This is a genomic window from Agrobacterium sp. NPDC089420 (assembly GCF_044900305.1).
Taxonomy (GTDB): domain Bacteria; phylum Pseudomonadota; class Alphaproteobacteria; order Rhizobiales; family Rhizobiaceae; genus Agrobacterium.
The window spans coordinates 276,682-303,618 of the sequence record NZ_JBJDMY010000001.1 but is presented as its reverse complement, the minus strand read 5'-3'; the positions used below and the strand labels follow the sequence as shown (position 1 = coordinate 303,618).

General features: G+C 61.1%; 28 protein-coding genes. 19 read left to right on the top strand and 9 right to left on the bottom strand.

The window, feature by feature from the left end:
• Positions 1-120: 120 nt before the first annotated feature.
• The 9 genes from ACI2KA_RS01540 (at position 121) to ACI2KA_RS01500 (ending at position 12,397) form a co-directional block, all read left to right on the top strand.
• Positions 121-1,047 (top strand): D-alanine--D-alanine ligase, encoded by a 927-nt coding sequence (locus ACI2KA_RS01540; RefSeq protein ID WP_404498924.1) that lies wholly within the window; start codon positions 121-123, stop codon positions 1,045-1,047.
• Positions 1,035-1,967: a cell division protein FtsQ/DivIB gene (locus ACI2KA_RS01535; protein ID WP_404498567.1), complete on the top strand. Its 933-nt coding sequence runs from the start codon at positions 1,035-1,037 to the stop codon at positions 1,965-1,967. Before ACI2KA_RS01540 ends, ACI2KA_RS01535 begins: the two co-directional genes overlap by 13 nt.
• Complete coding sequence (ftsA, locus tag ACI2KA_RS01530; protein WP_003513208.1) at positions 1,964-3,295, top strand: cell division protein FtsA; 1,332 nt, start codon at positions 1,964-1,966, stop codon at positions 3,293-3,295. Before ACI2KA_RS01535 ends, ftsA begins: the two co-directional genes overlap by 4 nt.
• A 92-nt stretch (positions 3,296-3,387) precedes the next feature.
• Complete coding sequence (gene ftsZ / locus ACI2KA_RS01525; RefSeq protein ID WP_400813315.1) at positions 3,388-5,142, top strand: cell division protein FtsZ; 1,755 nt, start codon at positions 3,388-3,390, stop codon at positions 5,140-5,142.
• A 265-nt stretch (positions 5,143-5,407) separates the two neighbouring features.
• Positions 5,408-6,367, top strand: coding sequence for a UDP-3-O-acyl-N-acetylglucosamine deacetylase (lpxC, locus tag ACI2KA_RS01520; RefSeq protein WP_404498564.1), 960 nt, complete (start codon positions 5,408-5,410; stop codon positions 6,365-6,367).
• Between the two features lie 235 nt (positions 6,368-6,602).
• The gene (locus tag ACI2KA_RS01515) at positions 6,603-7,469 is read left to right on the top strand and encodes an outer membrane protein assembly factor BamD (RefSeq protein ID WP_404498563.1); all 867 of its coding nucleotides are present in this window, start codon (positions 6,603-6,605) and stop codon (positions 7,467-7,469) included.
• A gap of 15 nt (positions 7,470-7,484) precedes the next feature.
• Complete coding sequence (gene recN, locus ACI2KA_RS01510; RefSeq protein ID WP_404498561.1) at positions 7,485-9,158, top strand: DNA repair protein RecN; 1,674 nt, start codon at positions 7,485-7,487, stop codon at positions 9,156-9,158.
• Positions 9,159-9,262: 104 nt separating this feature from the next.
• The gene (ligA, locus tag ACI2KA_RS01505; protein WP_404498559.1) at positions 9,263-11,437 is read left to right on the top strand and encodes an NAD-dependent DNA ligase LigA; all 2,175 of its coding nucleotides are present in this window, start codon (positions 9,263-9,265) and stop codon (positions 11,435-11,437) included.
• Between the two features lie 63 nt (positions 11,438-11,500).
• Positions 11,501-12,397, top strand: a complete 897-nt coding sequence (locus ACI2KA_RS01500) for an aminoglycoside phosphotransferase family protein (protein WP_404498557.1) — start codon at positions 11,501-11,503, stop codon at positions 12,395-12,397.
• Between the two features lie 68 nt (positions 12,398-12,465).
• Here ACI2KA_RS01500 and ACI2KA_RS01495 read toward each other — a convergent pair whose 3' ends face one another.
• The gene (locus ACI2KA_RS01495) at positions 12,466-13,392 is read right to left on the bottom strand and encodes a DMT family transporter (protein WP_404498555.1); all 927 of its coding nucleotides are present in this window, start codon (positions 13,390-13,392) and stop codon (positions 12,466-12,468) included.
• Between the two features lie 199 nt (positions 13,393-13,591).
• Here ACI2KA_RS01495 and gcvA point away from each other — a divergent pair, with 199 nt between their 5' ends.
• The 3 genes from gcvA to ACI2KA_RS01480 are packed head-to-tail and all read left to right on the top strand — an operon-like array spanning position 13,592 to position 15,684.
• The gene (gene gcvA, locus ACI2KA_RS01490) at positions 13,592-14,494 is read left to right on the top strand and encodes a transcriptional regulator GcvA (protein WP_404498553.1); all 903 of its coding nucleotides are present in this window, start codon (positions 13,592-13,594) and stop codon (positions 14,492-14,494) included.
• Positions 14,495-14,537: 43 nt separating this feature from the next.
• Complete coding sequence (locus ACI2KA_RS01485; protein ID WP_404498551.1) at positions 14,538-15,146, top strand: 3'-5' exonuclease; 609 nt, start codon at positions 14,538-14,540, stop codon at positions 15,144-15,146.
• 46 nt (positions 15,147-15,192) lie between these two features.
• Positions 15,193-15,684, top strand: a complete 492-nt coding sequence (locus tag ACI2KA_RS01480) for a CreA family protein (RefSeq protein ID WP_404498550.1) — start codon at positions 15,193-15,195, stop codon at positions 15,682-15,684.
• A gap of 235 nt (positions 15,685-15,919) precedes the next feature.
• Here ACI2KA_RS01480 and ACI2KA_RS01475 read toward each other — a convergent pair whose 3' ends face one another.
• Positions 15,920-16,387: a chemotaxis protein CheW gene (locus ACI2KA_RS01475; RefSeq protein ID WP_003522339.1), complete on the bottom strand. Its 468-nt coding sequence runs from the start codon at positions 16,385-16,387 to the stop codon at positions 15,920-15,922.
• A gap of 222 nt (positions 16,388-16,609) precedes the next feature.
• On the opposite strand from ACI2KA_RS01475, the gene ACI2KA_RS01470 reads away from it, so the two are divergent.
• The 3 genes from ACI2KA_RS01470 (at position 16,610) to ACI2KA_RS01460 (ending at position 18,573) form a co-directional block, all read left to right on the top strand.
• Entirely contained in the window at positions 16,610-16,768 is a 159-nt protein-coding gene (locus ACI2KA_RS01470) for a hypothetical protein (protein WP_404498548.1), read from the top strand.
• A 142-nt stretch (positions 16,769-16,910) separates the two neighbouring features.
• Complete coding sequence (sco, locus tag ACI2KA_RS01465; protein WP_404498546.1) at positions 16,911-17,510, top strand: cytochrome oxidase assembly protein Sco; 600 nt, start codon at positions 16,911-16,913, stop codon at positions 17,508-17,510.
• 184 nt (positions 17,511-17,694) lie between these two features.
• Positions 17,695-18,573: a 50S ribosomal protein L11 methyltransferase gene (locus ACI2KA_RS01460; protein ID WP_404498545.1), complete on the top strand. Its 879-nt coding sequence runs from the start codon at positions 17,695-17,697 to the stop codon at positions 18,571-18,573.
• A 147-nt stretch (positions 18,574-18,720) separates the two neighbouring features.
• On the opposite strand, the gene ACI2KA_RS01455 is transcribed toward ACI2KA_RS01460, so the two are convergent.
• Entirely contained in the window at positions 18,721-18,894 is a 174-nt protein-coding gene (locus ACI2KA_RS01455; protein WP_269709416.1) for a hypothetical protein, read from the bottom strand.
• 293 nt (positions 18,895-19,187) lie between these two features.
• Here ACI2KA_RS01455 and ACI2KA_RS01450 point away from each other — a divergent pair, with 293 nt between their 5' ends.
• Entirely contained in the window at positions 19,188-21,029 is a 1,842-nt protein-coding gene (locus ACI2KA_RS01450) for an aminopeptidase P family protein (protein ID WP_404498543.1), read from the top strand.
• Here the strand turns inward: ACI2KA_RS01450 and ACI2KA_RS01445 are convergent.
• The gene (locus ACI2KA_RS01445) at positions 21,026-21,340 is read right to left on the bottom strand and encodes an AzlD family protein (RefSeq protein WP_404498541.1); all 315 of its coding nucleotides are present in this window, start codon (positions 21,338-21,340) and stop codon (positions 21,026-21,028) included. The two genes, ACI2KA_RS01450 and ACI2KA_RS01445, sit on opposite strands and share 4 nt — an antisense overlap.
• Positions 21,337-22,056: an AzlC family ABC transporter permease gene (locus ACI2KA_RS01440; protein WP_404498539.1), complete on the bottom strand. Its 720-nt coding sequence runs from the start codon at positions 22,054-22,056 to the stop codon at positions 21,337-21,339. The genes ACI2KA_RS01445 and ACI2KA_RS01440 overlap by 4 nt, the downstream gene beginning before the upstream one ends.
• A gap of 179 nt (positions 22,057-22,235) precedes the next feature.
• Here ACI2KA_RS01440 and ACI2KA_RS01435 point away from each other — a divergent pair, with 179 nt between their 5' ends.
• Entirely contained in the window at positions 22,236-22,472 is a 237-nt protein-coding gene (locus tag ACI2KA_RS01435; protein WP_404498538.1) for a DUF2164 domain-containing protein, read from the top strand.
• Positions 22,473-22,556: 84 nt separating this feature from the next.
• On the opposite strand, the gene pncA is transcribed toward ACI2KA_RS01435, so the two are convergent.
• Positions 22,557-23,183, bottom strand: coding sequence for a bifunctional nicotinamidase/pyrazinamidase (gene pncA, locus ACI2KA_RS01430; protein WP_404498536.1), 627 nt, complete (start codon positions 23,181-23,183; stop codon positions 22,557-22,559).
• 456 nt (positions 23,184-23,639) lie between these two features.
• On the opposite strand from pncA, the gene ACI2KA_RS01425 reads away from it, so the two are divergent.
• Positions 23,640-24,926 (top strand): tlde1 domain-containing protein, encoded by a 1,287-nt coding sequence (locus tag ACI2KA_RS01425; protein ID WP_404498534.1) that lies wholly within the window; start codon positions 23,640-23,642, stop codon positions 24,924-24,926.
• Between the two features lie 16 nt (positions 24,927-24,942).
• On the opposite strand, the gene ACI2KA_RS01420 is transcribed toward ACI2KA_RS01425, so the two are convergent.
• Entirely contained in the window at positions 24,943-25,368 is a 426-nt protein-coding gene (locus ACI2KA_RS01420; RefSeq protein WP_404498533.1) for a DMT family transporter, read from the bottom strand.
• Positions 25,365-25,847, bottom strand: coding sequence for a DMT family transporter (locus tag ACI2KA_RS01415; RefSeq protein ID WP_404498531.1), 483 nt, complete (start codon positions 25,845-25,847; stop codon positions 25,365-25,367). Before ACI2KA_RS01415 ends, ACI2KA_RS01420 begins: the two co-directional genes overlap by 4 nt.
• Before the next feature lie 121 nt (positions 25,848-25,968).
• Between ACI2KA_RS01415 and ACI2KA_RS01410 the strand changes: the two genes are divergently transcribed.
• Positions 25,969-26,109: a hypothetical protein gene (locus ACI2KA_RS01410; protein ID WP_404498529.1), complete on the top strand. Its 141-nt coding sequence runs from the start codon at positions 25,969-25,971 to the stop codon at positions 26,107-26,109.
• Positions 26,110-26,118: 9 nt separating this feature from the next.
• Here ACI2KA_RS01410 and ACI2KA_RS01405 read toward each other — a convergent pair whose 3' ends face one another.
• Entirely contained in the window at positions 26,119-26,931 is an 813-nt protein-coding gene (locus ACI2KA_RS01405) for a glycosyltransferase family 25 protein (protein ID WP_404498527.1), read from the bottom strand.
• Positions 26,932-26,937 lie beyond the last annotated feature (6 nt).

The window sequence follows — 26,937 nt, the reverse complement described above, 5'->3', positions numbered from 1 at the left end:
CGATTCATTAACCTTAATGGCGTTTAACTGATCTCAAGGATCATGTGCCAGAATCACCGCTCGTTTCATTCGGTCGGTTCGGCGGTGGTTCGCAACGGAGAGTTGGTGTCAGAGGGTTCTATGGGCGGCAAGCACGTAGCTGTTCTTTTGGGTGGGTTTTCGTCGGAGCGGCCGGTCAGCCTGTCGTCGGGCAATGCTTGTGCGCTTGCACTTGAAGGCGAGGGCTACAAGGTCACCCGGGTCGATGTGGGGCGCGATGTCGCCGCCGTGCTCGCCGAGCTGCGCCCGGATGTTGCCTTTAATGCGCTGCACGGTCCCTTTGGCGAAGACGGCACCATCCAGGGCATCCTCGAATATCTCGCCATTCCCTATACGCATTCCGGCGTGCTTGCTTCAGCACTTGCCATGGACAAGGCGCAGGCCAAGAAGGTCGCCGCCGCCGCCGGCGTTCCAGTCGCGGCCGAGCGCGTCATGAACCGCTTCGATTTCACCAGCGAACACCCGCTCGCGCCGCCCTATGTGGTGAAGCCGGTGCGCGAAGGTTCGAGCTTCGGCGTCGTCATCGTCAAGGAAGACCAGTCGCATCCGCCGCAAATCCTCACCTCGTCGGAATGGCGTTACGGCGATCAGGTCATGGTCGAGCGCTACATTCATGGGCGCGAACTGACCTGCGGTGTGCTCGACGGCGAGGCGCTGGGCGTCACCGAGGTGGTGCCGCTTGGTCACAATTTTTATGATTACGATGCGAAATATGCGGATGGTGGCTCGAAACATGTCATTCCCGCGGAAATTTCACCGAAAATTTACCAAAAGATTCAAACATTGGCGGTTATGGCGCATCAGGCGATCGGGTGCCGTGGCGTAAGCCGTTCAGACTTTCGTTACGACGACCGCTTCTCAGAAGATGGCGAAGTTATCTGGCTTGAAGTGAATACGCAGCCGGGCATGACGCCGACCTCCCTGGTGCCGGAAATGGCGGCCCATGCTGGCCGCTCCTTTGGTAACCTTGTCAGCTGGATGGTGGAGGACGCTTCGTGTTTGCGGTGATCGGCAAAAAGTCGACGGCAAAAAAGCGCGAACAATTCGCGGCGGCGGCCAGTGCCGACGACCGGATGGTATTGCCGCGTCCGCTGCGTCGCGTCGTGCGTTTCGGTGTCAGCCTTGCGACCGGACGCATTCATATCCCCGCCCATACCGGCACGATTTCGGCCGTCGCCTTTTACGCGGTGACCGGGCTCTACGGCATGTCGCTCGGTGGGCACACGAACATCGTCACCCAAACCACGACGTCGGCCGCGGGCTTTGCCGTCGAGGACGTGAAGGTTTCCGGCAATCTGCAGACCTCCGAAATCGAAGTGTTCCAGCTTCTCGGCCTCGATGGCAGCACCTCGCTGATTGCGCTCGATATCGATGCGGCGCGCCGCAAGCTGGTGCAGCTTCCCTGGGTGGAAGATGTCGATATCCGCAAGGTCTATCCGAAGACGGTGGAAGTTCGCCTGAAGGAGCGTCAGGCCTTCGGCATCTGGCAGCATGGGACGGAATTGTCGCTGATCGAAAAAAGCGGCAGCGTGATTGCGCCGCTGCGCGACAATAAATTCGCTTCCCTGCCGCTCTTTGTCGGACGTGACGCGGAAACGGGTGCCGCCGGCTTCGTCGAGCAGCTGGCCGACTGGCCGGAAATCCGCAACCGTGTCCGCGCTTATGTCCGCATTGCCGGCCGCCGCTGGGATCTGCATCTCGATAACGGTATCGTCGTCAAGCTGCCGGAAGAAAATCTGCCGCAGGCGCTGCAATTGCTGGCGCGGCTCGACCTTGAGGAAAAGGTGCTGTCGCGCGATGTCGCCGCCGTTGATCTCCGGCTCTCGGACCGCACCACGATCCAGCTGACCGAGGGCGCCGCAGAACGCCGTCAGGCCGCTGTCGATGCGCGCACCAAGGCTCTCAAGAAGGCGGAGAAGAACACATGAGCTTTTTCGGTTCTTCCCATTTCGGTCTGCCGCGTCTGAAGCCGCTGTCCTCCAAGCGCAGCCACATCGTCTCCGTGCTGGATATCGGCTCGACCAAGGTCGTATGCATGATCGGCCGTCTGACGCCGCGCCAGGAAAGCGAAATCTTACCCGGCCGCACCCACAAGGTCGAAATCATCGGCATCGGCCACCAGCGCTCGCGCGGCGTGAAATCCGGCGTGATCGCCGATCTCGACGCGCTGGAAGGCGTGATCCGTCTTTCGGTCGATGCGGCCGAGCGCATGGCGGGCCTGACGGTCGACAGCCTGATCGTCAATGTGTCGGCCGGGCGGCTGGCAAGCGACATCTATACCGCGAGCATCGATCTCGGCGGCCAGGAAGTGGAAGCAAGCGACCTGCGCAAGGTTCTGGTGGCCGCAAGCCAGCAGTCCATGCGTCAGGACCGGGCGATCCTGCATTCGCTGCCGACTGGTTATTCGCTGGATGGCGAGCGCGGCATCCGCGATCCGCTCTCCATGTATGGCGATCTTCTCGGCGTTGACATGCACGTCGTGACGGTCGAGCGCACGGCGCTGAAGAATCTCGAGCTTTGTGTCAACCGCGCGCATCTTTCCGTCGAGGGGATGGTGGCGACGCCCTATGCCAGCGGCCTTGCGGCGCTGGTGGACGATGAAGTTGAACTCGGCTGCGCGGCCATCGACATGGGCGGCGGCACCACGACGATCTCGGTTTTCGCCGAAGGCCGTCTCATTCACACCGACGCGATCGGCCTTGGCGGCCATCACGTCACGACAGATCTTGCACGTGGCCTCTCGACACGAATCGAAGATGCGGAGAGACTGAAGGTGGTGCATGGTTCGGCTTTGCTGAATGGCGCGGATGAGCGCGACATGATTTCGATCCCGCCGATTGGCGAAGATGATCGCGATCAGCCATCGCAGGTTTCAAGAGCACTGGTAACCCGTATCGTGCGGGCGCGTATCGAAGAGACGCTGGAACTGATCCGTGATCGTATCCAGAAGTCCGGTTTCAGCCCCATCGTCGGCAAGCGCGTGGTTTTGACCGGCGGCGCAAGCCAGCTGACGGGGCTGCCGGAAACGGCACGGCGCATTCTTGCCCGCAACGTTCGCATCGGCCGCCCGATGGGCGTGGCCGGTCTGCCGGTGGCGGCCAAGGGGCCGGCATTTTCAACCGCCTGCGGACTGATGATCTATCCGCAGGTGGCGGATATCGAAATTCATGCGGCGCAAGGCGGAATGTTCTCGCCGTTTGGTACGGGTAGCGGCCGGATAGCCCGGGTGGGGCAATGGCTGAAAGAGAGTTTTTGAGTGGCCTCGTGGCGTAAGCCGGAGGTTTCAGAGTTGAGTTTTCAAGAATCGGCCAGCGGGGCGATGCGGCCAGAGAAAGAAGGAATGCTAAAATGACGATACAGCTGCAAAAGCCTGATATCACCGAGCTGAAGCCACGCATCACTGTTTTCGGTGTCGGCGGTGGTGGTGGTAACGCTGTCAACAACATGATCACAGCCGGCCTTCAGGGCGTCGACTTCGTCGTCGCCAACACGGATGCGCAGGCGCTGACCATGACGAAGGCAGACCGGGTCATCCAGCTCGGCGTCAACGTCACCGAAGGTCTCGGTGCGGGTTCCCAGCCGGAAGTCGGTCGCGCCGCTGCGGAAGAATGCATCGACGAGATCATCGATCACCTGAACGGCACCCACATGTGCTTCGTCACCGCCGGCATGGGCGGCGGCACCGGTACGGGTGCTGCTCCTGTCGTCGCACAGGCTGCCCGCAACAAGGGTATCCTCACGGTCGGCGTCGTCACCAAGCCCTTCCACTTCGAAGGCGGTCGCCGCATGCGTCTTGCCGAACAGGGCATCGAGGAACTGCAGAAGTCCGTCGATACGCTGATCGTCATTCCGAACCAGAACCTTTTCCGCATTGCCAACGACAAGACGACCTTCGCCGACGCCTTCGCCATGGCCGACCAGGTTCTCTATTCCGGCGTTGCCTGCATCACCGATCTGATGGTGAAGGAAGGTCTCATCAACCTCGACTTCGCCGACGTCCGTTCGGTCATGCGCGAAATGGGCCGCGCGATGATGGGTACGGGTGAGGCTTCCGGTCCGGGCCGCGCAATGCAGGCTGCAGAAGCGGCGATCGCCAACCCGCTGCTCGACGAAACCTCGATGAAGGGCGCGCAGGGCCTGCTGATCTCCATCACCGGCGGTCGCGACCTTACCCTGTTCGAAGTCGACGAAGCGGCGACCCGCATTCGCGAAGAAGTCGATCCGGATGCCAACATCATCCTCGGCGCGACCTTCGACGAAGCGCTTGAAGGTCTCATCCGCGTCTCCGTCGTCGCAACCGGCATCGATCGTGTTGCAGGCGTTGGCGAGCAGAACATCGCCGATATGCGCGCCGCAGCAGCCGTTGCCAAGCCGCTTATCCGTCCTTCCGCGGCCGTTGCTTCCGCTCCGGCCGCAGTACAGCCTGCAGCAGTCTCGCAGGCACCGAAGGCCGTAGACCCGATCGCCCAGACCATCCGTTCGGCGGAAGCCGAAATGGAACGTGAACTCGGTTTTGCCGCACACCAGCAGCCCGCCCAGGACTTCCGTCCGCAGAGCAAGCTGTTCGCATCGTCTCCGGCTGAAGCGCCGGCCCTTCGTCCGGCCCAGCCGGTTCAGCAGGCCGCTCCGGCTCCGGTTGCTCCGGCACCGGTCTATCATGCTCCGGAACAGGTCGCCGCTCCGGCACCGCGCATGCAGCAGCCGCAGGCTCCTGTCTATCAGGAACCCGCACCGGTTGCCCGCCAGCCCGAGCCGGTTCGCATGCCGAAGGTCGAAGACTTCCCGCCGGTCGTCAAAGCCGAGCTGGACCATCGCACCCATGCCGCTCCTGCTGCCCAGGAAGAGCGTGGCCCGATGGGTCTTCTGAAGCGCATCACCAACTCGCTTGGCCGTCGGGAAGAAGAAGAAGTTCCCTCCGACATGATGGATGCGCCGAGCATGGCCCCGCAGCAGCGCCGCGCGCCGCTTTCGCCGGAAGCCAGCCTCTACGCACCGCGTCGTGGCCAGCTTGACGACCACGGCCGCGCAACGCCTGCCTCGTCCAGCCATCACGACGACGACCAGCTGGAAATTCCGGCCTTCCTGCGCCGCCAGTCCAACTAAAGGCGATTCCGCCGCCTCTTCGAACGCCCGGGTTTCACGATCCGGGCGTTTTGTTTATTTTACGTTATTAACACTAAATTAATTTGCCTTTTCAAAGGCTTACGTGTGTAACAATCCGAAACGAACAGTGATTTGTCGTGGCACCTACATGTGCGTATGTATGAGCCTGGGTAAGGGAAAATACGGACTTGGCCGGTTGCCAAAACCGGCTTGAAAACTTGAACGGCGCCCAGGCGGCGCGGTTTGCAAAACAAGGCATATACGCATGACTATCGGACTGCTCGGATTTCAGACAACTATCGCCCATGCTGTTCAGCTTAAAGGCATTGGCGTGCATTCCGGCAATCCGGTTTCGATGACGTTCCAGCCCGCAGAAGCCGGAACGGGCATCGTGTTTCATCGCCTTCATGACAATGGCAGTGTTACCGAATTGAAGGCCGTTTCGGCCAATGTCGGTAATACCGATCTGTGCACCGTGCTCGGCCGTTCGCTCTCCCAGTCGGTGGCGACGATCGAGCACGTCATGGCGGCCATCTATGCCATGGGCCTCGACAACCTCGTCGTCGAGGTTGACGGTCCGGAAGCGCCGATCATGGACGGCAGTTCCGCTCCCTTCATCGAAGCGATCGAATCGGTCGGCATCAAGAGCCTCGGCGTGAAGCGCCGCTATATTCGCGTCATCAAGCCGGTGCGTATCGATTCGGGTGCGTCCTGGGCGGAGTTCCGTCCCTATGACGGCACGCGCTTCGAGGTCGACATCGATTTCGATACGCCGCTGATCGGCAAGCAGTCCTGGAAGGGCGACCTGACGGCGGAGAGCTTCAAGAGCGAACTGTCGCGCGCCCGCACCTTCGGCTTCATGCGCGATGTGGAGCGCCTGTGGGCCGCCGGTTATGCGCTTGGCTCCTCGCTTGAGAATTCGGTCGTCATTTCCGACGACAACAGCGTCATCAACATGGAAGGCCTGCGTTACGCCAAGGACGAATTCGTCCGTCACAAGACGCTGGACGCCGTTGGCGACCTGGCGCTTGCCGGCGCGCAGTTCATCGGCTGCTACCGCTCCTACCGCGGCGGCCACAAGGTCAATGCGAATGCGCTGAAGGCGCTGTTGAGCGATCGTACGGCCTATGAGGTCGTCGAAGCCCCGGCCGCCCGCAACCAGATGGTGCGCGCCCGTGAATTCGTTGCGGTCAACATGCCGGAATTCGCACCCTGGTCTGCCTGAGTTTGTTTGCAGGCTATCAATTGACAGAAAAAGCCGCTCCTTCGTGGGCGGCTTTTTTGTGATGCAGGGCAAGATGTTTCGTCATATCGCCTGATATTCATGCGATTGCGCGGGCTGATGCCATAAAAATGCGTTAATGCGTCATCATTGCGTTGCCCTGCGGATGCTTTTATGGCTAGAAACGCCAGTGCAAAGCCGATGCTTATGTATTTGCGCGGGAAGTGGGAACTGTCGAATGAAGCATGTAGGGTCTGGTGCAATGAAGGGTACGATGCGGGGGATCGCCGTTTCGTTGTTGTTGATCGGTGCAAGTGTCGCCGTCACGGCCTGCCAGTCCGATCCGGATATCGACATCACCAAGCTCGGCCTTGAGACCGATCCGCCGGATGTTCTGTACAAGCAGGGGCTTGCCAACATGAACGCCGGCAACATGACGGAAGCCTCGCGCAAGTTCGAGGCTATCGACAAGCAATATCCCTTTACCGAATGGGGCCAGAAGGCGCTTGTCATGCAGACCTTCATCGCCACGCGCACCAACAAGAACGACGTGGCTATCACAACCGGCAGCCGGTTCCTGCGGCAATATCCGCGCGCCAAGGATGCCGCCTATGTCCAGTACATGATCGGTCTTGCCTATTCGAAGCAGATCGCCGACGTGACGCAGGATCAGCGCGCAGCGCAGCGCACCGTCGAGGCGATGAACAAGGTCGTCAACGACTATCCCGATTCGGAATATGTCGCCGACGCGCAGGCCAAGATCCGTTTCGCCCGCGACCAGCTCGCCGGCCGCGAAATGCAGGTTGGCCGCTATTATCTTGAGCGCAAGGAATATCTCGCCGCCGTTTCGCGTTTCCGCATCGTCGTCGAGCAGTACCAGAACACCAACCAGATCGAGGAAGCGCTGGCGCGTCTGACCGAGGCCTATTATGCGATGGGCCTGACGGACGAGGCGCAGACTGCGGCCGCCGTTCTCGGCAACAACTATCCCGACAGCCAATGGTATGCGGATTCCTACAAGCTGCTGAAGGGCAGCGGGCTGGAGCCGCGGGAAAACAAGGGGTCCTGGATTTCGCGCGCCGGCAAGAAGCTCATCGGCGCCTGAGACGGGGCATAGGCCATGCTGGTCCAGCTCTCGATTCGCGATATTGTCCTGATTGAAAGGCTCGACCTCGGTTTTGAGGCGGGCCTTTCCGTGTTGACGGGTGAAACGGGCGCCGGCAAATCCATTCTTCTCGATAGCCTTTCTTTGGCGCTCGGTGGTCGCGGTGATGGCGGCCTGGTGCGGCATGGCGAGGAAAAGGGGCAGGTTACCGCCACGTTCGAAGTCCCGAACAATCATCCGACACGGCTTCTGCTGCGGGAAAATGGCCTCGATGACGATGGCGACCTGATTTTCCGCCGCGTGCAATCCTCCGACGGGCGCACCAAGGCCTATATCAACGACCAGGCCATCAGCGTACAGATGATGCGCCAGCTTGGGCAATTGCTGGTCGAAATTCACGGCCAGCATGATGACCGCGCGCTGGTCGATACCGATGCCCACCGCACGCTGCTGGACGCCTTTGCCGGGCTGAGCGATGAAGCCCGCACCGTTCAGGGCCTTCATCGCATCTGGAAGGATGCCGAGCGTGCGCTGAAGACGCATCGCGCCAAGGTGGAGGCTGCCGCCCGTGAGGCGGATTACCTGCGCTCTTCCGTCGAGGAACTTGAGACACTCTCGCCGCGTGATGGGGAAGAGGAAGAGCTGGCCGAGCGCCGGGCGGTGATGCAGAAGTCGGAACGCATTGCCGGCGATATCGCCGAAGCCAGCGAGTTCCTCAACGGCAATGCTTCGCCCGTGCCCGTCATCGCCTCGATGATGCGGCGTCTGGAGCGCAAGAGCCACGAAGCTCCCGGGCTGCTGGAAGACACCGTGCAATTGCTGGATGCCGCACTGGACAGCCTTTCCAATGCGCAGATGGAAGTGGAAGCGGCGCTGCGCCGTACCGAGTTCGATCCGCGGGAGCTGGAGCGGGTGGAGGAGCGGCTGTTCGCACTGCGCGCCGCCGGCCGCAAATATAATGTCGCCGTGCCTGACCTGCCGGCTCTTGCCGAAAAAATGGTGGCCGATCTCGCCGATCTTGATGCCGGTGAAGAGAAGCTCGGCAAGCTTGAGGCCAATCTCAGCGTGGTGAAGGCCGATTTCGACCGTGCCGCGCATTCGCTCTCCGACAAACGCCGCAATGCGGCGGATGCGCTTTCCAATGCGGTGATGGCGGAACTGCCGGCGCTGAAGCTGGAGCGGGCGCGGTTTACCGTCGAGGTGACCTCCGATCCGGAGCAGGCGACGGCTGACGGCATCGACACGGTTGAATTCCATGTCCAGACCAATCCGGGCACACGGCCGGGACCGATCATGAAAGTGGCCTCGGGCGGCGAATTGTCCCGTTTCCTGCTGGCGCTGAAAGTGGCGCTGGCGGATCGCGGTTCGGCACCGACCCTGGTGTTCGACGAAATCGATACGGGTGTCGGCGGTGCGGTGGCGGATGCCATCGGCCAGCGGCTGCGCCGCCTGTCGAAAACCGTGCAGGTCCTGTCCGTCACCCATGCGCCGCAGGTGGCGGCGCGGGCTGCGACCCACCTTCTCATCTCCAAGGGTCCTTCCGGCGACGGCAGCGAGCGCATCGCCACCCGCGTCGCGACCATGGAGCCGAAACACCGCACCGAAGAGATTGCCCGCATGCTTGCCGGCGCGTCGGTGACCGACGAGGCGAGGGCTGCTGCGGCTCGCCTGCTGGCGGCCAAGGACTGACCGCTGCCGGCCGGGATTTCGGACTGTGAGTCCGGCGGCAAAACCTGTTTTTATTGTGTTTTATTTCGGCTAAAAGCGTTCGGTAATTCCGAAAAGAGGCCGCCATGTCGAAAGACCAGAAACCCGTCGAAACCCTCACCGAGCTTGAAGCCTCTTCCGAGCTTGCATTTCTGGCGGCGGAGCTAGCGCGCCACGATGCGCTTTACCATGGCAAGGACGCGCCGGAGATTTCAGATGCGGAATATGACGCGCTGAAGCGGCGCAACGATGCCATCGAGGCGGCTTTTCCGGCGTTGGTGCGGGCCGACAGCCCGTCGAAAAAAGTCGGTTTCACGCCGCTTCCGACCTTCGCGCCGATCGTGCATGCGCGGCCGATGCTGTCGCTCGACAATACGTTTTCCGAAGAGGATCTGCGGGATTTCGTCGCTTCGGTCTATCGGTTCCTCGGGCATCTGCCCGACGATTCCATTGCCTTTACCGCCGAGCCTAAGATCGACGGGCTTTCCATGTCGATCCGCTACGAGAATGGCAGGCTGAAGACGGCGGCGACGCGCGGCGACGGCACGACAGGTGAAAATGTCACCGCCAATATCAGGACCATCAAGGAAATTCCGAACGCGCTACCCGCCGATGCGCCCGACGTGGTGGAGGTGCGCGGCGAGGTCTATATGGCCAAGAGCGACTTCATGGCGCTGAACGCCCAGATGGAAGCCGAAGGCAAGCAGACCTATGTGAACCCGCGCAACACGGCGTCCGGTTCCCTGCGTCAGCTCGACGCCAATGTGACGGCGAAACGCAAGCTGCGGTTCTTCGCCTATGCCCTGGGTGAAGTCTCCAATGGCGGCCAGCCGGCGCGGATTGCCGATACACAATATGGCATCGTCGAGAAGTTCCGCGCGTGGGGATTTCCGGTCAATCCGCTGATGAAGCGATTCACCTCCGCCGAGCAATTGCTTGAGCATTATAATGAAATCGGTGTCGCACGGCCCGATCTCGATTACGATATCGACGGCGTCGTCTACAAGGTCGACCGGCTCGATCTGCAGGAGCGGCTGGGCTTCCGTTCGCGCAGCCCGCGCTGGGCGACCGCGCATAAATTTCCGGCAGAGCAGGCCTTCACCACGGTCGAGAATATCGAAATCCAGGTCGGGCGCACCGGCGCGTTAACGCCGGTTGCGCGTCTCACCCCGATCACCGTCGGCGGTGTCGTCGTCACCAATGCGACGCTGCATAATGCCGATTATATCGAAGGCATCGGCAATAACGGCGAGCGCATCCGCCCGGAGGATCACGATATCCGCATCGGCGACACGGTTATCGTGCAGCGGGCCGGCGATGTCATTCCGCAGGTGCTGGACGTGCTTCTGGAAAAGCGCCCGGCCGGGGCGGAGAAATATCCTTTCCCGGACAAATGTCCGGTCTGCGGCAGCCATGCGGTGCGGGAGCGCAATGAGAAGACAGGCAAGCTCGATTCGGTCACGCGCTGCACCGGCGGTTTCGTCTGCCGGGCGCAGGCGGTGGAGCATCTGAAACATTTCGTCTCGCGCAATGCCTTCGATATCGAAGGGCTCGGCACCAAACAGATCGATTTCTTCTTCGAAAGCGACGACGCCGCTTTGTCGATCAAGACCGCACCGGACATTTTTACGCTGCGGGAACGACAGGAGGCGTCGCATCTCACCAAGCTCGAAAATATCGACGGCTTCGGCAAGGTGAGTGTCAGGAAACTGTTCGACGCCATCGACGCCCGTCGCGAGATCGATCTGCATCGGCTGATCTTCGCGCTTGGTATCCGTCATGTGGGCGAGACCACGGGCAAGCTTCTGGCGCGTTCCTATGGCACTTATCAACATTTCGAAGAGAGCATGAAGGCGGCGGCGGATCCGGCAGGCGATGCCTGGGCGGAACTCAACAGCATCGACGGCATCGGCGAGGTTGTGGCCCGCGCCATCGTCGAATTCTACAAGGAGCCGCGCAATCTCGATGTCATCGACCGGCTGATACGCGAATTGCAGCCGAAGGAGGCTGAAAAGCCTTCGACAGAAGGCAGCCCGGTGGCGGGCAAGACGGTGGTGTTTACCGGCTCGCTGGAAAAATTCACCCGGGACGAGGCGAAGGCCCGCGCCGAAAGCCTCGGGGCGAAAGTGGCAGGGTCCGTCTCCAAAAAAACGGATATTCTGGTGGCGGGGCCGGGGGCAGGTTCCAAGCTCGCCAAGGCGACGGAACTGGGCGTGCAGACCATGGACGAGGACGAGTGGCTGGCGCTGATCGGCGGCTGATACGGCGTTATCGCCGTGTTGTCCTGTACCGCAGCGGTTTGCGCCTGAAACGGGGAACGCACCATGGATGACCGCCTTGTCGTCACCATTCAGCAGGTTCGGGCGCTTATTTCCAGCCAGTTTCCGCAATGGGCGGCGCTCGATGTTCAGCCGGTGGACCTGAGCGGTTGGGACAATCGCAGCTTTCGCCTTGGCGACGATATGCTGATCCGCATGCCGAGCGCCGAGCGCTATGTGGCGCAGGTGGAGAAGGAGCATCGGTGGCTGCCGGTGCTTGCACCGCTTCTGCCGGTTCCGATCCCGGTGCCGCTGGCGCTTGGAGGGCCAGGAGAGGATTATCCATTTTCCTGGTCCGTCTATCGCTGGCTCAAGGGTAAACCTCTCGCCCGTCATCCGGGCAATATCGATCTTTCGGTCATCGCCATGGATGTTGCCGCGTTTTTGACGGCCCTGCATAATATCGATGCCTCGGATGGCCCGCGCGCGGGCGCGCATAACTTCCATCGCGGCGGATCGCTTGCGGTCTATGACGGGGAAGTGCGGGCCTCGACGGCGCGCCTTGTCGATGAGGTGGATCAGGCGCTGGCCATGGAGATCTGGCAGCTCGCGCTTTCGAGCCATTGGCAGGGCGATGGTGTTTGGGTACATGGCGACATTGCCGAGGGCAATCTGCTGGTGCAGGACGGCCACCTGTCGGCCGTTATCGATTTCGGCAGTTCCGGTGTGGGTGACCCGTCGTCCGATCTCATTCTCGCGTGGAATCTGCTTGAAGCCGAAAGCCTGGGCGTTTTTCGCCGGGCGCTTGATCTCGACGAGGCCACATGGCAGCGCGGGCGCGGCTGGGCACTGTGGAAGGCGCTGATCGTGCTCGATGCCGAGCGCGGGCGTAACGAAAAAATGGCCGAATGGTCGCGACGGACCATTCGGCAGGTGTTTGCGGATCATTCTTCACGCGCTTGAAGCCTCGAAGGGCGGGCCGTGGATGTGCCCTGTGTGGCTTCATCACGCAGGCCTTAATCGTCCCGCCTTCATTGCAGCCGCTGGCGAGGCTGGCGCCATCTGGACAGCAATCTGCCATCGATCGCAGCAAGCCCGGCGGCGATCATCGCCATGCCGGCGAAGTGCTTCATTTCCAGTTGTTCTCCGAGCAAGAGCGAGCCGAGCAGGATGGCGCTGACCGGGATGAGGAAGGTGACGAGCGCGAGGTTGGTGGCGCCGGCGCTGGCGAGGATGCGGAAGAAGATGAGATAGGCAAGCGCCGTCGACAGGAGGGCGATGCCGATCAGCGCGCCCCAGGTGCCAAGGCTTGGCATGGCAAGCGTCCATGGCTTGTCGATAAGAAGGGCGGCCGGGATCAGCATCAGCGTCGAGGAGGAAATCTGGCCGGTGGCGGTCATCAACGGCGGCACGCCCATGGCCTTGAAGCGGCGGCCGAAGATGCCGGCGAAGGAATAGGAGATGGCCGCGCCGAGAATGGCGATCTGGCCCCAGAGGCCGGATGAGCCGGCAAAGGCCGCCGGGCCGATCATCGTCGCCACGCCGGCAAAGCCGATCAGCACGCCGGTAAGCTTGTTGCCGGTCATTTTTTCGTCCGAGGTCAGAAAATGCGCGACGATGACCGTGAAGAGCGGCGTGGTGGCATTGAGGATCGAAGCAAGCCCGCTGGCTATATGGGTCTGGCCCCAGACGATCAGGCAGAAGGGAATGATGTTGTTAAGCAGGCCCATGCCGAAAAAGGCCCGCCACACCGCCCATTGGCGCGGCAGGCGAAGGCCGATGATGCGGCAGACGACGAGAAGCGCCACGGCGGCAAGCGTGACCCGCAGCGTGACGATGGTGACGGGCGGCAGTTCCCTGACCGCGATGCCGATAAAAAAGAACGAACCGCCCCAGAGCAGCGAGAGCGCTATGAGCATCACCCACTCTCGGGCATCCATCTGTTTCTGTATCGCCATCGTCGTCTCCCACGGGGTATGAATATCGACATGATTGCAGGAAGGCACGTTGTCAGCCACCCGATATCGGTTGAGTTTATCTGAAGCGGATATTGCAGGCCTGCTGCTGCTTTTCATGTCCCATTGCATCTATTTACGCCCGGTTTTATGGTGTTTTCAAACGATTGTTTCTCGCCAGATAATTGAGCTGGACTAAATCATGGCAGCGGAACTTCCATCATTGAAAGGATTGCAGGCCTTTGAAGCCGCCGCGCGGTATCGCAGCGTCACGCTTGCCTCCAACGAACTGAACGTCACGCCCGGCGCGGTCAGCCTGCAGATCCGGGAGCTTGAGGCGCGGCTTGGCGTGCAGCTGTTTTTCCGCAGGCCGCGTAGCATCCAGCTCACGCGCGAAGGGGAGCGTTATTACGGCGCGCTTCGCACTGCCTTCCGGATGATGCGCGAGGCGACAGCGGAACTGACGGTGCGCGCGGAAACCATCGTCCTGACGCTCAGCTGCACACCTACTTTCGCCGTGCAATGGCTGATGCCGCGATTGCCTGCCTTCCAGCAGCAAAACCCGCATGTGGACGTCCGCATCAGCGTCACGAACCGGCTGGTGGATTTTTCGCGGGACGATGTCGATCTGGCGGTGCGGCACGGTTTTGGCCGTTATGAAGGGCTGGAGAGCATCCGTTTCATCGATGACAGTACATTGCCGGTCTGCGCGCCGCCGCTTCTTGAAAAATACGGACCGCTTCGGGAAGCGGATGATTTGAAATCCGTTCCGCTGCTGCATGATGAAAACCGCAACGAGTGGCGACGCTGGCTGGAGGCGGCAGGCGCATCCGCAGTCGACGCTTCCGGCGGCACCGTCTTCATTGACAGCAATGGCGCGCTGGATGCGGCCAAGGCCGGGCATGGCATTGCGTTGACGCGGCGCTCGCTCGTTTCCCGCGAGCTTGCGGAGGGCAAATTGATCGCACCATTTGGCAAGGACATGGCCAGCACGCTTGCCTATTTCATCGTTTATCCGCGGCGCATGCTGGATAATCCCGATCTGGCGACGCTGATAGACTGGATGCTTTCGGAGGCGCGTTCGACCGAGGCCGGTTCTCTTTGACGTCGATCCGGTCTATGCCGGAATGAAACAACGGGAATCACTCTTGAAAACCATCGCCATCGATTTCGAGACCGCCAATGAGGAACGGGGCAGCGCCTGTTCCGTCGGGCTTGCATGGATAGAGGGCGGCGAGATCGTTCGTGTCGAGGAACGTCTCATCCGGCCGAAGGACATGCGGTTTTCGCCCTTCAACATCGCCGTGCACGGCATTCGCCCGGCCGATGTCGAGGACGCGCCGGAATTTCCGGAGGTGATGGAGGAGTTCATCGACGACGTCCAGGGCGCCATGATGATCGCCCATAATGCCGCCTTCGATTTCAGCGTCATGCGGGCGTCCTTCGACAAGTACCGGCAGTCCTATCCCGATCTTTCCTATCTGTGCAGCGTCAAGATCGCCCGGCATGTCTGGCCACATCTGGAATCGCACAAGCTGAATGTGATTGCCCACCATCTCCAGCTGCGCTTCGTGCACCACAATGCCGCCGAGGATGCCGTCGTCTGTGCGGCCGCGTCGATTGCGGCGGCAAAGGCAATGCGCGTTGCCCATATCCACGACCTGCCGGAAAAGATCGGCATGGTGGCCGGGCGTCTTACCTCCGGCGGCTATCAGCCCTGCAGCATGAAAAAACGCGCCGTCTTCCGGGTTGCGTAACCGTTGGCCGCACCTATCTTTGAAGCAGGGTAACGGAGAAGATGCGATGACGATGAAAACTCTGTCGGGTTTGTTTGCGGGCTTTCTGGCGTTGTTTCCGGTGACGGCGGCGCATTCCCAGGTGGTTGGCGAGGTCGGGGTCGACTGGATCGGCAATGACATCGTCATCGAGGCGATCGCCGATCCGAAGATCAAGGGTGTCACCTGCCATGTTACCTATTTCGAGCGCGGCGTCATCGACCGGCTGAAGAACGGCAACTGGTTCGAAGACCCGTCCAACAACGCCATTTCCTGCAGCCAGACGGGGCCGGTGGAGATCGGCGACATCGATCTGTCGAAGGGCGGGGAAGAGGTGTTCCGGCAGGGCATGTCGCTGGTCTGGAAGAAGCTTGTCGTCAGCCGCGTTTATGACAAGGCGAACGATACGCTGATCTATCTGGTGCATGCGCGCGAACTGACCGACGGTTCGGCCAAGATGGCGATATCGACGGTGCCGCTCTATAACCAGCAGGTGACGTGGCAGAAGGGCAAGCCTTGAGGGTTTGTCAGACCCTGTCCGTCATGCCGGACTTGATCCGGCATCCAGCCACGGCGCGTCTGCGCCGTGAGAAGAGTCTCTTGCGATCAAGGACTTGATCGCGCTGGACCCCGGATCTAGTCCGGGGTGACGGTGTGCGGATGCAACGGGACTGCCAGACTATGAGCCCCGCGCCGCTTCAATGGTGCTGGCGCTAGGCGCTCCAAATCCTATCAAGAGGCAATAGCCGGCCCAGTCAGGCTGCTTCGCGCGCCAGCTCGTCGGCGATGACCGTGTCGAGGTTGAGGAAGCAGACCATGCTCTTTTCCAGCGCCACGATGCCGCGGCAGAAGCTGCGCTGCTCTTCCGGAATGATATCGGGTGCGGGCTGCAGATCCTCGGAGCGGATGGTCATCATGTCGGAGACCTGTTCCACCAGAAGTCCCACCAGCTTGCCGCCGATATCGGTGACGATGATGGCGGAGCGCTCGGACGGTTCGGTCATCTTCATGCCGAGGCGGCCGGCCATGTCGATGACGGGAATGACGGCGCCGCGCAGGTTGATGAGGCCGAGAACATAGGGCGGCGTGTGCGGCATCGGGGTCACCGGCGCCCAGCCGCGGATTTCGCGGATCGCCATGATGTCGATGCAGAATTCCTGATCGCCCAGATGGAAGGAAACGATTTCGAGATATGCGCCGGATTGCTTGATGGCGTTGGACATGACGACAGGTTTCCTCTGATGGCTCTCTAACAGGCCCGCGCAGGATTGAGCTTTATGCGGTGGCCGGCATGGACCGGGAGACATCATGTCGAGGCTTCTAACCGCTGCGGTCATAATGCGCCGCAAGTTTTTAAACTTTCCCTAACAATTGCCGCTGCAATAGCGCCAAAGCCCAGTAATTTGGCGGTTTTCGCGCCCATGCAAACAGGTTATAACAAGGATATGAAGGCACACGCATCCCATCCGCTGAAGTTTATTCTGGCAAGTCTTGCGGCCGCGGCTTCGCTTGCCATCGTGCTTCTTGCCTTTGACGGCTGGGTACGGCACAGCACGGATATTTTCCTTTCCACGGTGCAGAGCGGCATCGCCTGGTGTCTGTGATCCTTTCGGCCGTCCGGGCTTTGTGACAAATCAGCGCGGTTCCCGCAAATACGCCCAGTTGATTTGCCGTTGCCGCCGTCCTTCGGTATCAGTCGGCCAAAGGCCTGCGACATGCCGCCGGCTTTCGGGGTAGGATTGGACAATGAGAAATATTCGCATCGTTTTGTGGGCCGTGGTGGTCGTTCTTGCCGGTGTCGTCAGCTGGCTGACGATCGAAATGACGAAGACCCGCGAGGAGATGGTGGAAACGGCTTACGGCGTGCCTTTCGAGCTGACGGCGCAGAACGGCCAGCCGATCACCGAAAAGGCGTTTCAGGGCAAGCCGACGGCACTGTTCTTCGGTTTCACCCATTGCCCGGAAGTCTGCCCGACAACGCTGTTCGAGCTGAACGGCTGGATGGAGAAGGTGGATCCGGCCGGCGACAAGATGCAAGCCTATTTCGTCTCCGTCGATCCCGAGCGTGATACGCCGGAAATCATGCAGCAATATATCTCCAACGTCTCCAAGCGCATCACCGGCATCACCGGTCCGGCCGACAAGATCGCCGAGACGCTGAAAGGCTATCGCATCTACGCCAAGAAGGTGCCGGTGGACGAGAAGGATCCGAATGGCGACTATACCATGGATCACACCGCATCCGTCATTCTGCTCGACGCCAATGGCCGGTTCTCCGGCACCATCGCTTATGGCGAAAACCCCGATGTCGCCGAGCAGAAGCTCCAGAATCTGCTGAAGGGCTGACCGAGGCGGCATAATTGCGCCAGGCTTATTGGACTGGCGCGGCTTTTGTGGCAAAGGCAAGCACAGGACCATTAAAGCGCGTCACCAATGCGGCACGCTTTAATTTTTGTTTCGATGCATGCCGTCTTCCCAAAACCGCTGCACTTTTTGGGAGGCATGCCCTAGCCAGGGAAAGCAGCCCGCCGTGAGCGAAATCCGCCTTTACGTCACCACGACCGAAATCAACGCCGGCGAAATCCTCGATCTCATGTCGGATTATTTCGGCGAGGAGGATGTTGCGATCGCCACGACCGAGGTGGATGAGAAGCGCGACATCTGGGAAGCTTCCGTCTATCTGATGGCCGAGCAGGAGGAGGAGTTCCGCGAGCGCGTCAGCGCTTTGCTTGCTCCTGCCTTTCCCGGTCTCGTCATCGAAAAGGAAATCGTTCCTGACGTCGACTGGATCGCCAAATCGCTTGAGGGGCTGAAGCCGGTCAGGGCGGGGCGCTTCATCGTTCATGGCGCGCATGATCGCGACAAGGTGCGGCCGAACGATCTGGCGATCGAAATCGAGGCGGGTCAGGCATTCGGCACCGGCCATCACGGCACGACGGCGGGTTGCCTTGAAATGATCGAGGAGGTTTTGCGGGCACGGACCGTGCGCAACGCGCTCGATCTCGGCACCGGCAGCGGCGTGCTGGCGATCGCCGTGCGCAAGATGCGTCCCGTTCCCGTGCTTGCTACCGATATCGACCCCATTGCCGTGAAGGTGGCGAAGGAAAATGTGCGGCTGAACGGCATCGTTTCCGGTCTGGCGCTGGAAACGGCGCCGGGCTTCCATTCCGATGCTTTCCGCAAGCATGGCCCGTTCGATCTCATCATCGCCAATATTCTGGCGCGGCCGCTGATCAAGATGGCGCCGCAGCTCGTCACGCATCTGGCGCCCGGCGGCACCGTCATCCTGTCGGGCATCCTTGCCTCGCAGCGCTGGAAGGTGCTTTCCGCCTATAATGGCGCCCGGCTTTCCCACGTCCGCACCATCTGGCGCAACGGCTGGGTCACGCTGCATCTGCGCAAGGACTGAGGGTCCCGCAGCATCCCTTAGCGGCAAAAGAAAAGGCGGCGCTTTCGCGCCGCCTGGAAACCCGCGAGCACCTGGGAGGAGCTTGCTCAAGCGGGTCGACGTATTCCTCTCCGGCGCGGTAAGGGAGGAAGGCCGCGCCCGACGTGATCAGAATACGTAGCTGGATTTTGCCTTGCGACGAAGATCGGCGCGGTTCATGCCGAGCGCTTCGAGCGACTTGTCGTCGAGGTTCAGAAGGGCTGCGTTGACATGGCGGCTGACCTGACGCTCGCGTGCTTCAATGACGCGATCGAAGGCGGTGCGGAGGAAAGATTTTGCCATTGCTTCAAATCCTTGGTTGCCGGGAGAGTGTTTCTCTCGCCGTGTTGAAGTGAAGATAAGCGATGTGTTTTTGTTTGGTTAGAGGAGATACTTCAAGGTAGATATGCGATTAATGCATATCACGTAACATTGAGTATTACTTATTTAGCTGATTATGCATAATTTATCGCCGTTTCGGCTGCCGTCACATATGGCTTGAAACCGGCTTTGCCGGCATGGCATTGTCGTTGTGCGCCAATGATGCGACGGCGTGACAGAACCGCTTTTTTCATGACAGTTCCCGAAAGACGTCCATGTTCCAGACCTTTGAAAACAAATCCGCGCCGCAATTCGGCAAGGCCCGTGTCGAGGCGCTGCGCGCCGGTTTCGATGCCCTCGGCATCGATGGTTTTCTGGTGCCGCGGGCCGATGAATATCAGGGGGAATATGTGCCGGACTGCGCCGAGCGCCTGTCCTGGCTGACGGGGTTCACCGGTTCGGCCGGCATTGCGCTGGTAACGCGCGCGCAGGCGGTGGTGTTTGTCGATGGTCGGTATACGACGCAGCTCGCCTCCCAGGTCGATCAGTTGGTGTTTACCGGCGGCGATCTGGTGGGGGCGCCGCCCTCCGTCTGGCTGTCCGACCATGCGACGCAGGGTTTCCGGCTCGGCGTCGATCCATGGCTGCATACCGGCGCGGAACTGAAGCGCCTGGAAAAGGCGCTGGCCGGCAAGGGAGGCTCCGTTGTCCTGCTGGAACGCAATCCGCTCGACGCCCTGTGGCAGGATCGTCCTTCCGAGCCGCTGGAACCGGTCGTCATCCAGCCCGACGCCTTTACCGGGATTCTGGCGAAGGAAAAGATCACGCTCTTGGCGGAAACGGTTTCGGCCAGGGGGGCGGATGCCCTGCTGGTGACCGATCCGTCCTCCATCGCCTGGATTTTCAATATTCGCGGTAACGACGTGCCGCATACGCCGCATCCGCTTGCCCGCGCCATCGTCTATGCCGACGGCAGGGCGGATATTTTTCTCGACAAACGCAAGACCGGCATCGAGGCCGAGGCCTATCTGGCGCAGCTGGCGACGCAATTGCCGCCCTCAAAGATCGCCGACCGCCTGCATGCGATCGCCAGCGCCAAGGGCCGGGTCATGGTCGATGCCGATCTGACGCCGGTGGCGCTGACGGGTGCTATCACGGCTGCGGGCGGCACATTGGTCGAGGCGGCCGATCCCGTCCGCCTGCCGCGCGCCTGCAAGAACGGGGCGGAGCTTGCCGGTTCGGCCGCAGCCCACGTGCAGGACGGCGCGGCCATGGTCGAATATCTCTCCTGGCTGGATCGCCAGCAGCCGGGCAGCGTCACCGAAATCGCCGCCGTCAAGGCGCTGGAGGCCGCACGCGCGAGGGTGGGGCAGGCGCTGCAGAACCCGTTGAAGGATGTGTCGTTCGACACGATTTCCGGTGCCGGCGAACACGCCGCCATCATCCATTATCGCGTCACCACCGATACGGATCGCACTCTTGCCGATGGCGAGATGTTCCTCGTCGATTCCGGCGCGCAATATGTCAACGGCACCACGGACATTACGCGTACCGTCGCGATCGGTACGGTGCCGGAAGAGCAGGAGCGTTTCTTCACGCTGGTGCTGAAGGGCATGATCGCCATCAGTGCGGCACGGTTTCCGAAGGGAACACGCGGGTGCGACCTCGATCCCCTGGCGCGCATCGCGCTGTGGAAAGCGGGTGCGGATTACGCCCACGGCACCGGCCACGGCGTCGGCTCCTATCTTTCGGTGCATGAGGGGCCGCAGCGCATCTCGCGGCTTTCGACGCAGGAACTGTTGCCTGGCATGATTCTCTCGAACGAGCCGGGTTATTATCGCCCCGGCGCTTTCGGCATCCGCATCGAGAACCTGATCTACGTGCGCGCGGCGGAAGAGGTGGCCGGCGGCGACCAGCCGATGTTCTCCTTCGAGACGTTGACCTGGTGCCCCATCGACCGCCGGCTTGTCGTGACCGCGCTCCTGACCGATGAGGAACTCAACTGGCTGAACGCCTATCACGCCGGGGTTCTCGAGAAGCTTTCGCCGCTGATCACCGATGAAGAGGTGAAGGCGTGGCTCATCGCTGCGACGACACCGCTGGAACGGGCTGCCTAGAACAGCGGGGTGTGCCGGATGGCGATGACAACCGCCCAGCCGATGGCGAGCATCGTCAAGCCGGGAAAGCGCAGGCAAACCAGCAACGCCACCACCATGCCGATCTTGACCTCGTATCCGCCTTCGAAAAAGGCGGGTGCGACAAGCGTGGTCAAAACCGCGACGGGGACGGCGTTCAGCCCCGCCTCCATGCGCGGCGGAATGGATTTCATCCGCGTCATCAGCACGTAGCCGCCGATACGGGTAAGATAGGTGGCAATGGCGGCGAGCGCGATCAGGAGCATCGTGTCGGCGTGCAGCATGTCGCTCATGGCGTTTCCACCGTGCTTTCGGCGTTCGCGCCGCCGTCGGGTTTCGGTGGATAAAGGACGGCGACGACAATTCCGGCAATCGCGCCGAGACTGACATGCCAGGGCGAGCCGACGAAGTGATAGGCGACCGTCGCGCCGGCTGCGCTTGCCAGCATCACCGGGTAAAAATTCTCCCGCTGGCGGAAGCTCAGGACCATGCCCAGGAAATAGATCGGCAGCAGCACATCGAGGCCGATGGCCTTCGGATCGCCGACGAGATTGCCGAGCGACGCGCCAAGAATGGTCATGGCCAGCCACAGCACATAAACGGGTGCGGCAAAGCCCATGTACCAGGCAAAACCGACCGTGCCGGTATTCTCGTATTTCCGGACCGATTCGGCGAATTGCGGATCCACCAGCACAAAGAAGCCAGCCGCCTTTTGCAGCAGCGACCAGCCGGAGATCATCCGGGCGATGGTGGCCGAATAGAGGATATGGCGGAAATTGACGGCAAAGACGGAAAGGACGATCAGCCATGGCGCAACCTTCTGGCCGAACAGCTCGATGCCGACAAGCTGGCTCGCGCCGGCATAGACGGTGCCGCTCATGATCGTGGCTTCGGTGATGCTCAGGCCGTTATCGACCGCGACCGCGCCGAACAGCGCGCCGAAGGGGGCGGCGGAGAGGGCGATCGGGAAACCGCTCTTCAATCCCTCGCGAAAATCTGCATTGAACATGTCTGGAAACTCCTTGCCGCCGCTCTATCGCCGTGTCGCCCGGCTGGCAAACGAATTGCATGAATGGATCGATTGATTCCCTTGAAGCTTCCGTTACGGTAACACCGACAGGCAATGCCGGGCGGAAGACCGCAGGGGATTTCACCGATGCGTCAAAACCGCGAAATCATGGATGAGCGATGCTGGAAAAGCAGGAAAAGGCCGCGCTGGCGGCAAGGATAAGGGATTATCTAGCCCAAGAGACCGAAACCGAGTTGGGTCTTCTGCAGGCGGAAATCTTCGTGGATTTTCTGGCCGAGGACATGGGATATGTGTTTTACAATCAGGGGCTCCGGGATGCCCATGCGGCGATCCTGAGGCGTCTCGACGATGCGGCTGCCGATATCGACGTGCTCGAAAAGCCGAAGCCGCGTTGAACAGGTTTCGTCCCTCATTGCCGTGACATCCTCGAGCTTGTTCCGGGGAACAGGAATGAGGAGGGGTCAGAAGGCCAGTGCTCCTCAGTCGCGCAATATGTCGCCGCTGTTGACGATTGCAGCCCCTTTTTCCCGCATGGTCGCAATTGCGGCCTTGATGCCCTGCGGGTCGATACCGCGGCTTGCATCCTCGATGAAACGGATCCTGACGCCCGGCAACATGTCGATGGCGTCAAGTACCGAAAAACTGACGCAATAATCGGTGGCGAGACCGCATATGTCGAGTTGCGTCACACCCTGACGGGTCAGATAGTCGGCAAGACCGGTCGTCGCCGACTGGTCGTTGTCGCGAAAGGCGGAATAGCTGTCGACGGCGGGATTTTCGCCCTTCTGCTGAATATAGTCGAAGGCTTCCGTCTTCAGGTCGGGGTGGAATTCGGCATCCTGTGTGCCCTGAATGCAATGGTCCGGCCACATCATCTGCGGTTTGCCGGAAAGTTCGCCCATGTCGAAAGGTTTCCTGCCGGGGTGCTGCGAGGCGAAACTGCCGTGATTTTCCGGGTGCCAGTCCTGCGAGGCGACGATGAGATCGTAACCGCCATTGTCGATCAGGGCATTGGCGGCGGGCACGACCTGGTCGCCTTCGGCCACGGCCAGATTGCCGCCCGGGCAAAAGCCGTTCTGGATGTCGATGAGCAGCAGCGCCTTCATGATGTGCCTCCCTTTTGCCAGCAGGATGCCAAGCCGGTCCTGGCGGATCAAGTGCCCTTTCAACCTTTGTGCCGGCGCAGGGGCCGGCGATGGGCATGCGCCCTGTCGCAGTCCTGCCGCATTTGCAGCAAATTTCCGGCCAAGTCGGAATTTACCTGACGATGCGGCGACGGAAACTTTAAAGGCCGATGACGCCCCTTGGGGGCCTTCTTCCGGGACGATGGGGTGCAGATGCACGCAGTACCCGCGTAAGTCATTGTTTTGCCTTCGCCTGACAATGCGCAGACCTTAACGAATTATTTTTGCAGGGACTCGTAAACACTTTGGTTACCATAATTCGTCATGCTTCGAACCAGTCAGTTCCGAAACCGGCGTGGTGTTTGCCCGCTCTTCGGATGCCCCAAAATCCCACCGGCGTCGGCCGGGTGTGCGTGAACGGTTCGAGTAACGAGTATCATGGCGTTTTCTGCTGCGGCCTATAATGGCGCCGGTCTTGCCGGTCCGTCCTCCGTCAAGAGAGACACATCCTTTTCGCTTGGCCGAATCTCCGCGCTGCTTGGCGGCGGCGCGTTTGCCGGCCTTTTCGCATTCACCGCATTTGCCTCGCTGCACGGCATGGCGGCTGCGTCGCATGGCATCGGACAGTTTGAAAAGACGCTGGTGACGCGCTTCGATTCCGCCGGAACCGCGATTGTGCACACGGCGACGCGCGATATTCACATCCGCAAGTTCTCCCGTCTGGGCGACCACGGCCAAGGGCCGCAGAAGACCGAGCGACTGGCCGGGATCATGCCCGCGATCGGTGCGAAGGAATTCAGTGAGCGTGTTGGCGCGGCCGCCAATGCCAAGGGTCAGGCGACGGTCAGGGAACTCGCTGCGCTGCGGCCTTCGGCTATCGTCGATTCGGCGCTCGGGCGCGCCTCCGAGGTCGCCTATCAGAGCCCCGCCTCGCAACATCCGGCATTTGAAGTGGCGCTGGCGCGGCCGCAGATCGAGGAGGAGGCCAACAGCCTGCTGCCCGACGATGTGCCGCTGCCGAGCTTCCGTCCCGAGGTGGCTGCGGCTGAGACCGTGGAGCCGTCGCCGCGTCCGGCCGTCCCCTCCCGGGCGGAGGACCGTGTCCCGGCTGTCGCTTCCGCCCCTGCTTTCGATGCGCCGGTTCCGCTGCGGGCTCCGCCGGCGCCGAAGCAGAGTGCCGGCGCCATGCTCGCTTTCGCGAAGCCGGACAATCCGATGCGTGAGCCGAGCAAGATGGATGCGGTTCCGTGGCCGGATCGCGGCAACGGCACGGCGATCTACGATATTTCCTCCGGCGTGGTGCACATGCCGAATGGCGAGAAGCTGGAAGCGCATTCCGGCATCGGCAAGATGCGCGACAACCCGGATTTCGTTCATGTGAAGATGCGCGGTTCGACGCCGCCTTCCAGCTATAAGCTGACGATGCGTGAGGCCCGTTTCCACGGCGTCGAGGCCATTCGCCTGACACCGGAAAACGGCGTCAACCCGCATGGCCGCGACGGCCTGCTCGCCCATACCTACATGCTGGCGAAACGCGGCGAATCGAATGGCTGCGTGGTGTTCCGGGATTATTCGCGCTTCCTCGCGGCCTTCAAGCGCGGCGAAGTCAAGCGCATGGTGGTGGTGCCCAAGCTTAACGGCAACCGTCCCACACTCGCCAGCAGCGGCGGCAAAAGCGGCGGCAAGACGCTGTTCAGCATGTTCTCGCGCGACAGCGATTCCTGAGCCTTAGCGAATTTCGTCAGCGGGTGCGTCGTTGTGTCAGCACCATGCCGGCGAGGATAAGAAGAATGCCGAGCGCGCTTGCCCAGATTTTCGGCGGGTGATCGCTGAAAAGATCGAGTACGACGCCTGACACCATCTGGCCGCTGATGACCAGAAGGGCCGTGTTGACCGCGCCGATGCGCGGGATGAGCCAGCTTCCCGACGCGATGAAGACGACGCCGATCGGCCCGCCGATAAACGCGAGCCAAGGCGCATCGGCAGCGCCTGGCGGAATGAGGCCGCCGATGATGAGGCCGATGATCGTCAGCACGCCAAAACCGACAATATGGTTCCAGAAGGAGGCGATCAGCGGTGAGTTCGACAGGCTGAGGCGGCCGTTGATCTGCCGGCTCAACGCCACGAAGGCGCCGCCGGTAAAGGCCATGGCGATCCAGATGATCATGCCGTTCTCCCGACAAGAATGATAAGCGCGCTGCCGCAGAGAATGAGCGCCACGGCGGCCATGTCCCGCAGGTCCGGCTTTCTCTTGGGGAGGCCGAAGAGGCCGAAAAGATCGGCCAGCAGGCTGAATATCACCTGTCCGCCAAGACCCAGCGCAATGGTGCCGGACAGCGCCAGCGGCGAATTGACGGCGGTGGAGGTGAGGATGACGATGGCTGCGCCGACGACCCCGCCGCAATAGGCCCAGAGCGGCGCCCTCGGTTTTGCCGGTGCCGCAGGGTCTTTTTTCGGGCGCATGATGGCAAGATAGATCAGCGCCGCCACCGTGCCGGTGCCGTGCGCCGTCCACGAGGAAAACAGCGCGCTGCCATAATGGGCGAGCTGGCCGTTGAAATGCACCATCAGCGTCAGGAGACAGCCGCTGGCGAAGGCGGCGGCAAGATGCAGCGGGTTGAGGCGGTGATGCGTCGTGTCTGTCATGGCGGGCCAGGAAAGCTGAAGAAGAACTGGAGCTTTAACCGATCTGTGGCTGAAGCGGAATGGAATTGCGACGATTCGCTGTCCTGGGTCACATTATCCTGTGCGCTGCGGAACAAGCAGTGTGTCCGCGCATTATTCCACCATGAAGAAAACGACCCGCAAACCATTGAACCGGATGACGATTTTTGTCATTTCGATTTTCATTCTCGCAGCCGTGATCGCGGCCGTTTATCTCGTCGGCTTCACGCCAGGAGAGGTGTGAGCCGGATGCTCAACCGTCGGCGGTAACAGCCTTGGGCTTGCCGCCCTCCATCGCCACCTTCGCCTTCGCCATCAAAAAGCGGAGGCTGCGCAGGAGAAAACGGCTGGTTTCCAGATAGGCGCGATAGGGCAGAACCGTGAAATAGCGCCAGCGCGGCAGGCGGTAGATGCGCAGATTGTTCTGAATCTGGCTTTCACCGTCCGCATCCTGTGTCGCGCAGAGCGGGTAGATGAAGGCGCCCTTCAGGCCGGCGAGATATTCCAGGTCGAAAGCGATGTCGTAGGCGAGCCGCATGGGAACGAGTTTCGCGATCCACCGTCCGGCGCGGCGATTGACGAGATAGGCTCCGGATCCCTTTTCGCGGGTGAGTGCAATGGCGAGCGAGCGGCCGCCGGCCAGCGGGCGAAACGGAAACTTCCGGCCATTGCTGACCGTGGTCAGCCGCAGCAGATCCCAGTCATCGCCGTTCAGCGCCGCCTCGTCGAGCGCATCGAGAAAATCATGGTCGAAGACGACGTCATCTTCGAGGATAAGGGCGATATCGGCATCGCTGTCCATGAACCTGTTGGCGCAGGCGACATGGCTGAGATAACAGCCGATTTCCGGCGGCGAGGTGCGGCGGCCGTGCATGAGCATGTAGGAAATCTCGCTGAATTCCGGGATCGGATACGTCAGCTCCCTGCCATTGACACCGGCCACCCGCTCCGCCTTCAGCCCCATGGCGTCGAGCCGGGTCGTCATGTCCTCAAGGCGTTTGGTGGCGCTGTCCATGTTGATCAGGAAAACGGCAAGCTTGCGCCGGCTTTTCGGTAAAATATGCAAAGCGGT

What these genes read in the sequence shown, in the direction of transcription:
- ACI2KA_RS01540 (WP_404498924.1), top strand. Translation starts at nt 121, where the DNA reads ATGGGCGGCAAGCACGTAGCTGTTCTTTTGGGTGGGTTTTCGTCGGAG.
- ftsA (WP_003513208.1), top strand. Translation starts at nt 1,964, where the DNA reads ATGAGCTTTTTCGGTTCTTCCCATTTCGGTCTGCCGCGTCTGAAGCCG.
- ftsZ (WP_400813315.1), top strand. Translation starts at nt 3,388, where the DNA reads ATGACGATACAGCTGCAAAAGCCTGATATCACCGAGCTGAAGCCACGC.
- lpxC (WP_404498564.1), top strand. Translation starts at nt 5,408, where the DNA reads ATGACTATCGGACTGCTCGGATTTCAGACAACTATCGCCCATGCTGTT.
- ACI2KA_RS01515 (WP_404498563.1), top strand. Translation starts at nt 6,603, where the DNA reads ATGAAGCATGTAGGGTCTGGTGCAATGAAGGGTACGATGCGGGGGATC.
- recN (WP_404498561.1), top strand. Translation starts at nt 7,485, where the DNA reads ATGCTGGTCCAGCTCTCGATTCGCGATATTGTCCTGATTGAAAGGCTC.
- ligA (WP_404498559.1), top strand. Translation starts at nt 9,263, where the DNA reads ATGTCGAAAGACCAGAAACCCGTCGAAACCCTCACCGAGCTTGAAGCC.
- ACI2KA_RS01500 (WP_404498557.1), top strand. Translation starts at nt 11,501, where the DNA reads ATGGATGACCGCCTTGTCGTCACCATTCAGCAGGTTCGGGCGCTTATT.
- ACI2KA_RS01495 (WP_404498555.1), bottom strand. Translation starts at nt 13,392, where the DNA reads ATGGCGATACAGAAACAGATGGATGCCCGAGAGTGGGTGATGCTCATA.
- gcvA (WP_404498553.1), top strand. Translation starts at nt 13,592, where the DNA reads ATGGCAGCGGAACTTCCATCATTGAAAGGATTGCAGGCCTTTGAAGCC.
- ACI2KA_RS01480 (WP_404498550.1), top strand. Translation starts at nt 15,193, where the DNA reads ATGACGATGAAAACTCTGTCGGGTTTGTTTGCGGGCTTTCTGGCGTTG.
- ACI2KA_RS01475 (WP_003522339.1), bottom strand. Translation starts at nt 16,387, where the DNA reads ATGTCCAACGCCATCAAGCAATCCGGCGCATATCTCGAAATCGTTTCC.
- ACI2KA_RS01470 (WP_404498548.1), top strand. Translation starts at nt 16,610, where the DNA reads ATGAAGGCACACGCATCCCATCCGCTGAAGTTTATTCTGGCAAGTCTT.
- sco (WP_404498546.1), top strand. Translation starts at nt 16,911, where the DNA reads ATGAGAAATATTCGCATCGTTTTGTGGGCCGTGGTGGTCGTTCTTGCC.
- ACI2KA_RS01455 (WP_269709416.1), bottom strand. Translation starts at nt 18,894, where the DNA reads ATGGCAAAATCTTTCCTCCGCACCGCCTTCGATCGCGTCATTGAAGCA.
- ACI2KA_RS01450 (WP_404498543.1), top strand. Translation starts at nt 19,188, where the DNA reads ATGTTCCAGACCTTTGAAAACAAATCCGCGCCGCAATTCGGCAAGGCC.
- ACI2KA_RS01445 (WP_404498541.1), bottom strand. Translation starts at nt 21,340, where the DNA reads ATGAGCGACATGCTGCACGCCGACACGATGCTCCTGATCGCGCTCGCC.
- ACI2KA_RS01440 (WP_404498539.1), bottom strand. Translation starts at nt 22,056, where the DNA reads ATGTTCAATGCAGATTTTCGCGAGGGATTGAAGAGCGGTTTCCCGATC.
- ACI2KA_RS01435 (WP_404498538.1), top strand. Translation starts at nt 22,236, where the DNA reads ATGCTGGAAAAGCAGGAAAAGGCCGCGCTGGCGGCAAGGATAAGGGAT.
- pncA (WP_404498536.1), bottom strand. Translation starts at nt 23,183, where the DNA reads ATGAAGGCGCTGCTGCTCATCGACATCCAGAACGGCTTTTGCCCGGGC.
- ACI2KA_RS01425 (WP_404498534.1), top strand. Translation starts at nt 23,640, where the DNA reads ATGGCGTTTTCTGCTGCGGCCTATAATGGCGCCGGTCTTGCCGGTCCG.
- ACI2KA_RS01420 (WP_404498533.1), bottom strand. Translation starts at nt 25,368, where the DNA reads ATGATCATCTGGATCGCCATGGCCTTTACCGGCGGCGCCTTCGTGGCG.
- ACI2KA_RS01415 (WP_404498531.1), bottom strand. Translation starts at nt 25,847, where the DNA reads ATGACAGACACGACGCATCACCGCCTCAACCCGCTGCATCTTGCCGCC.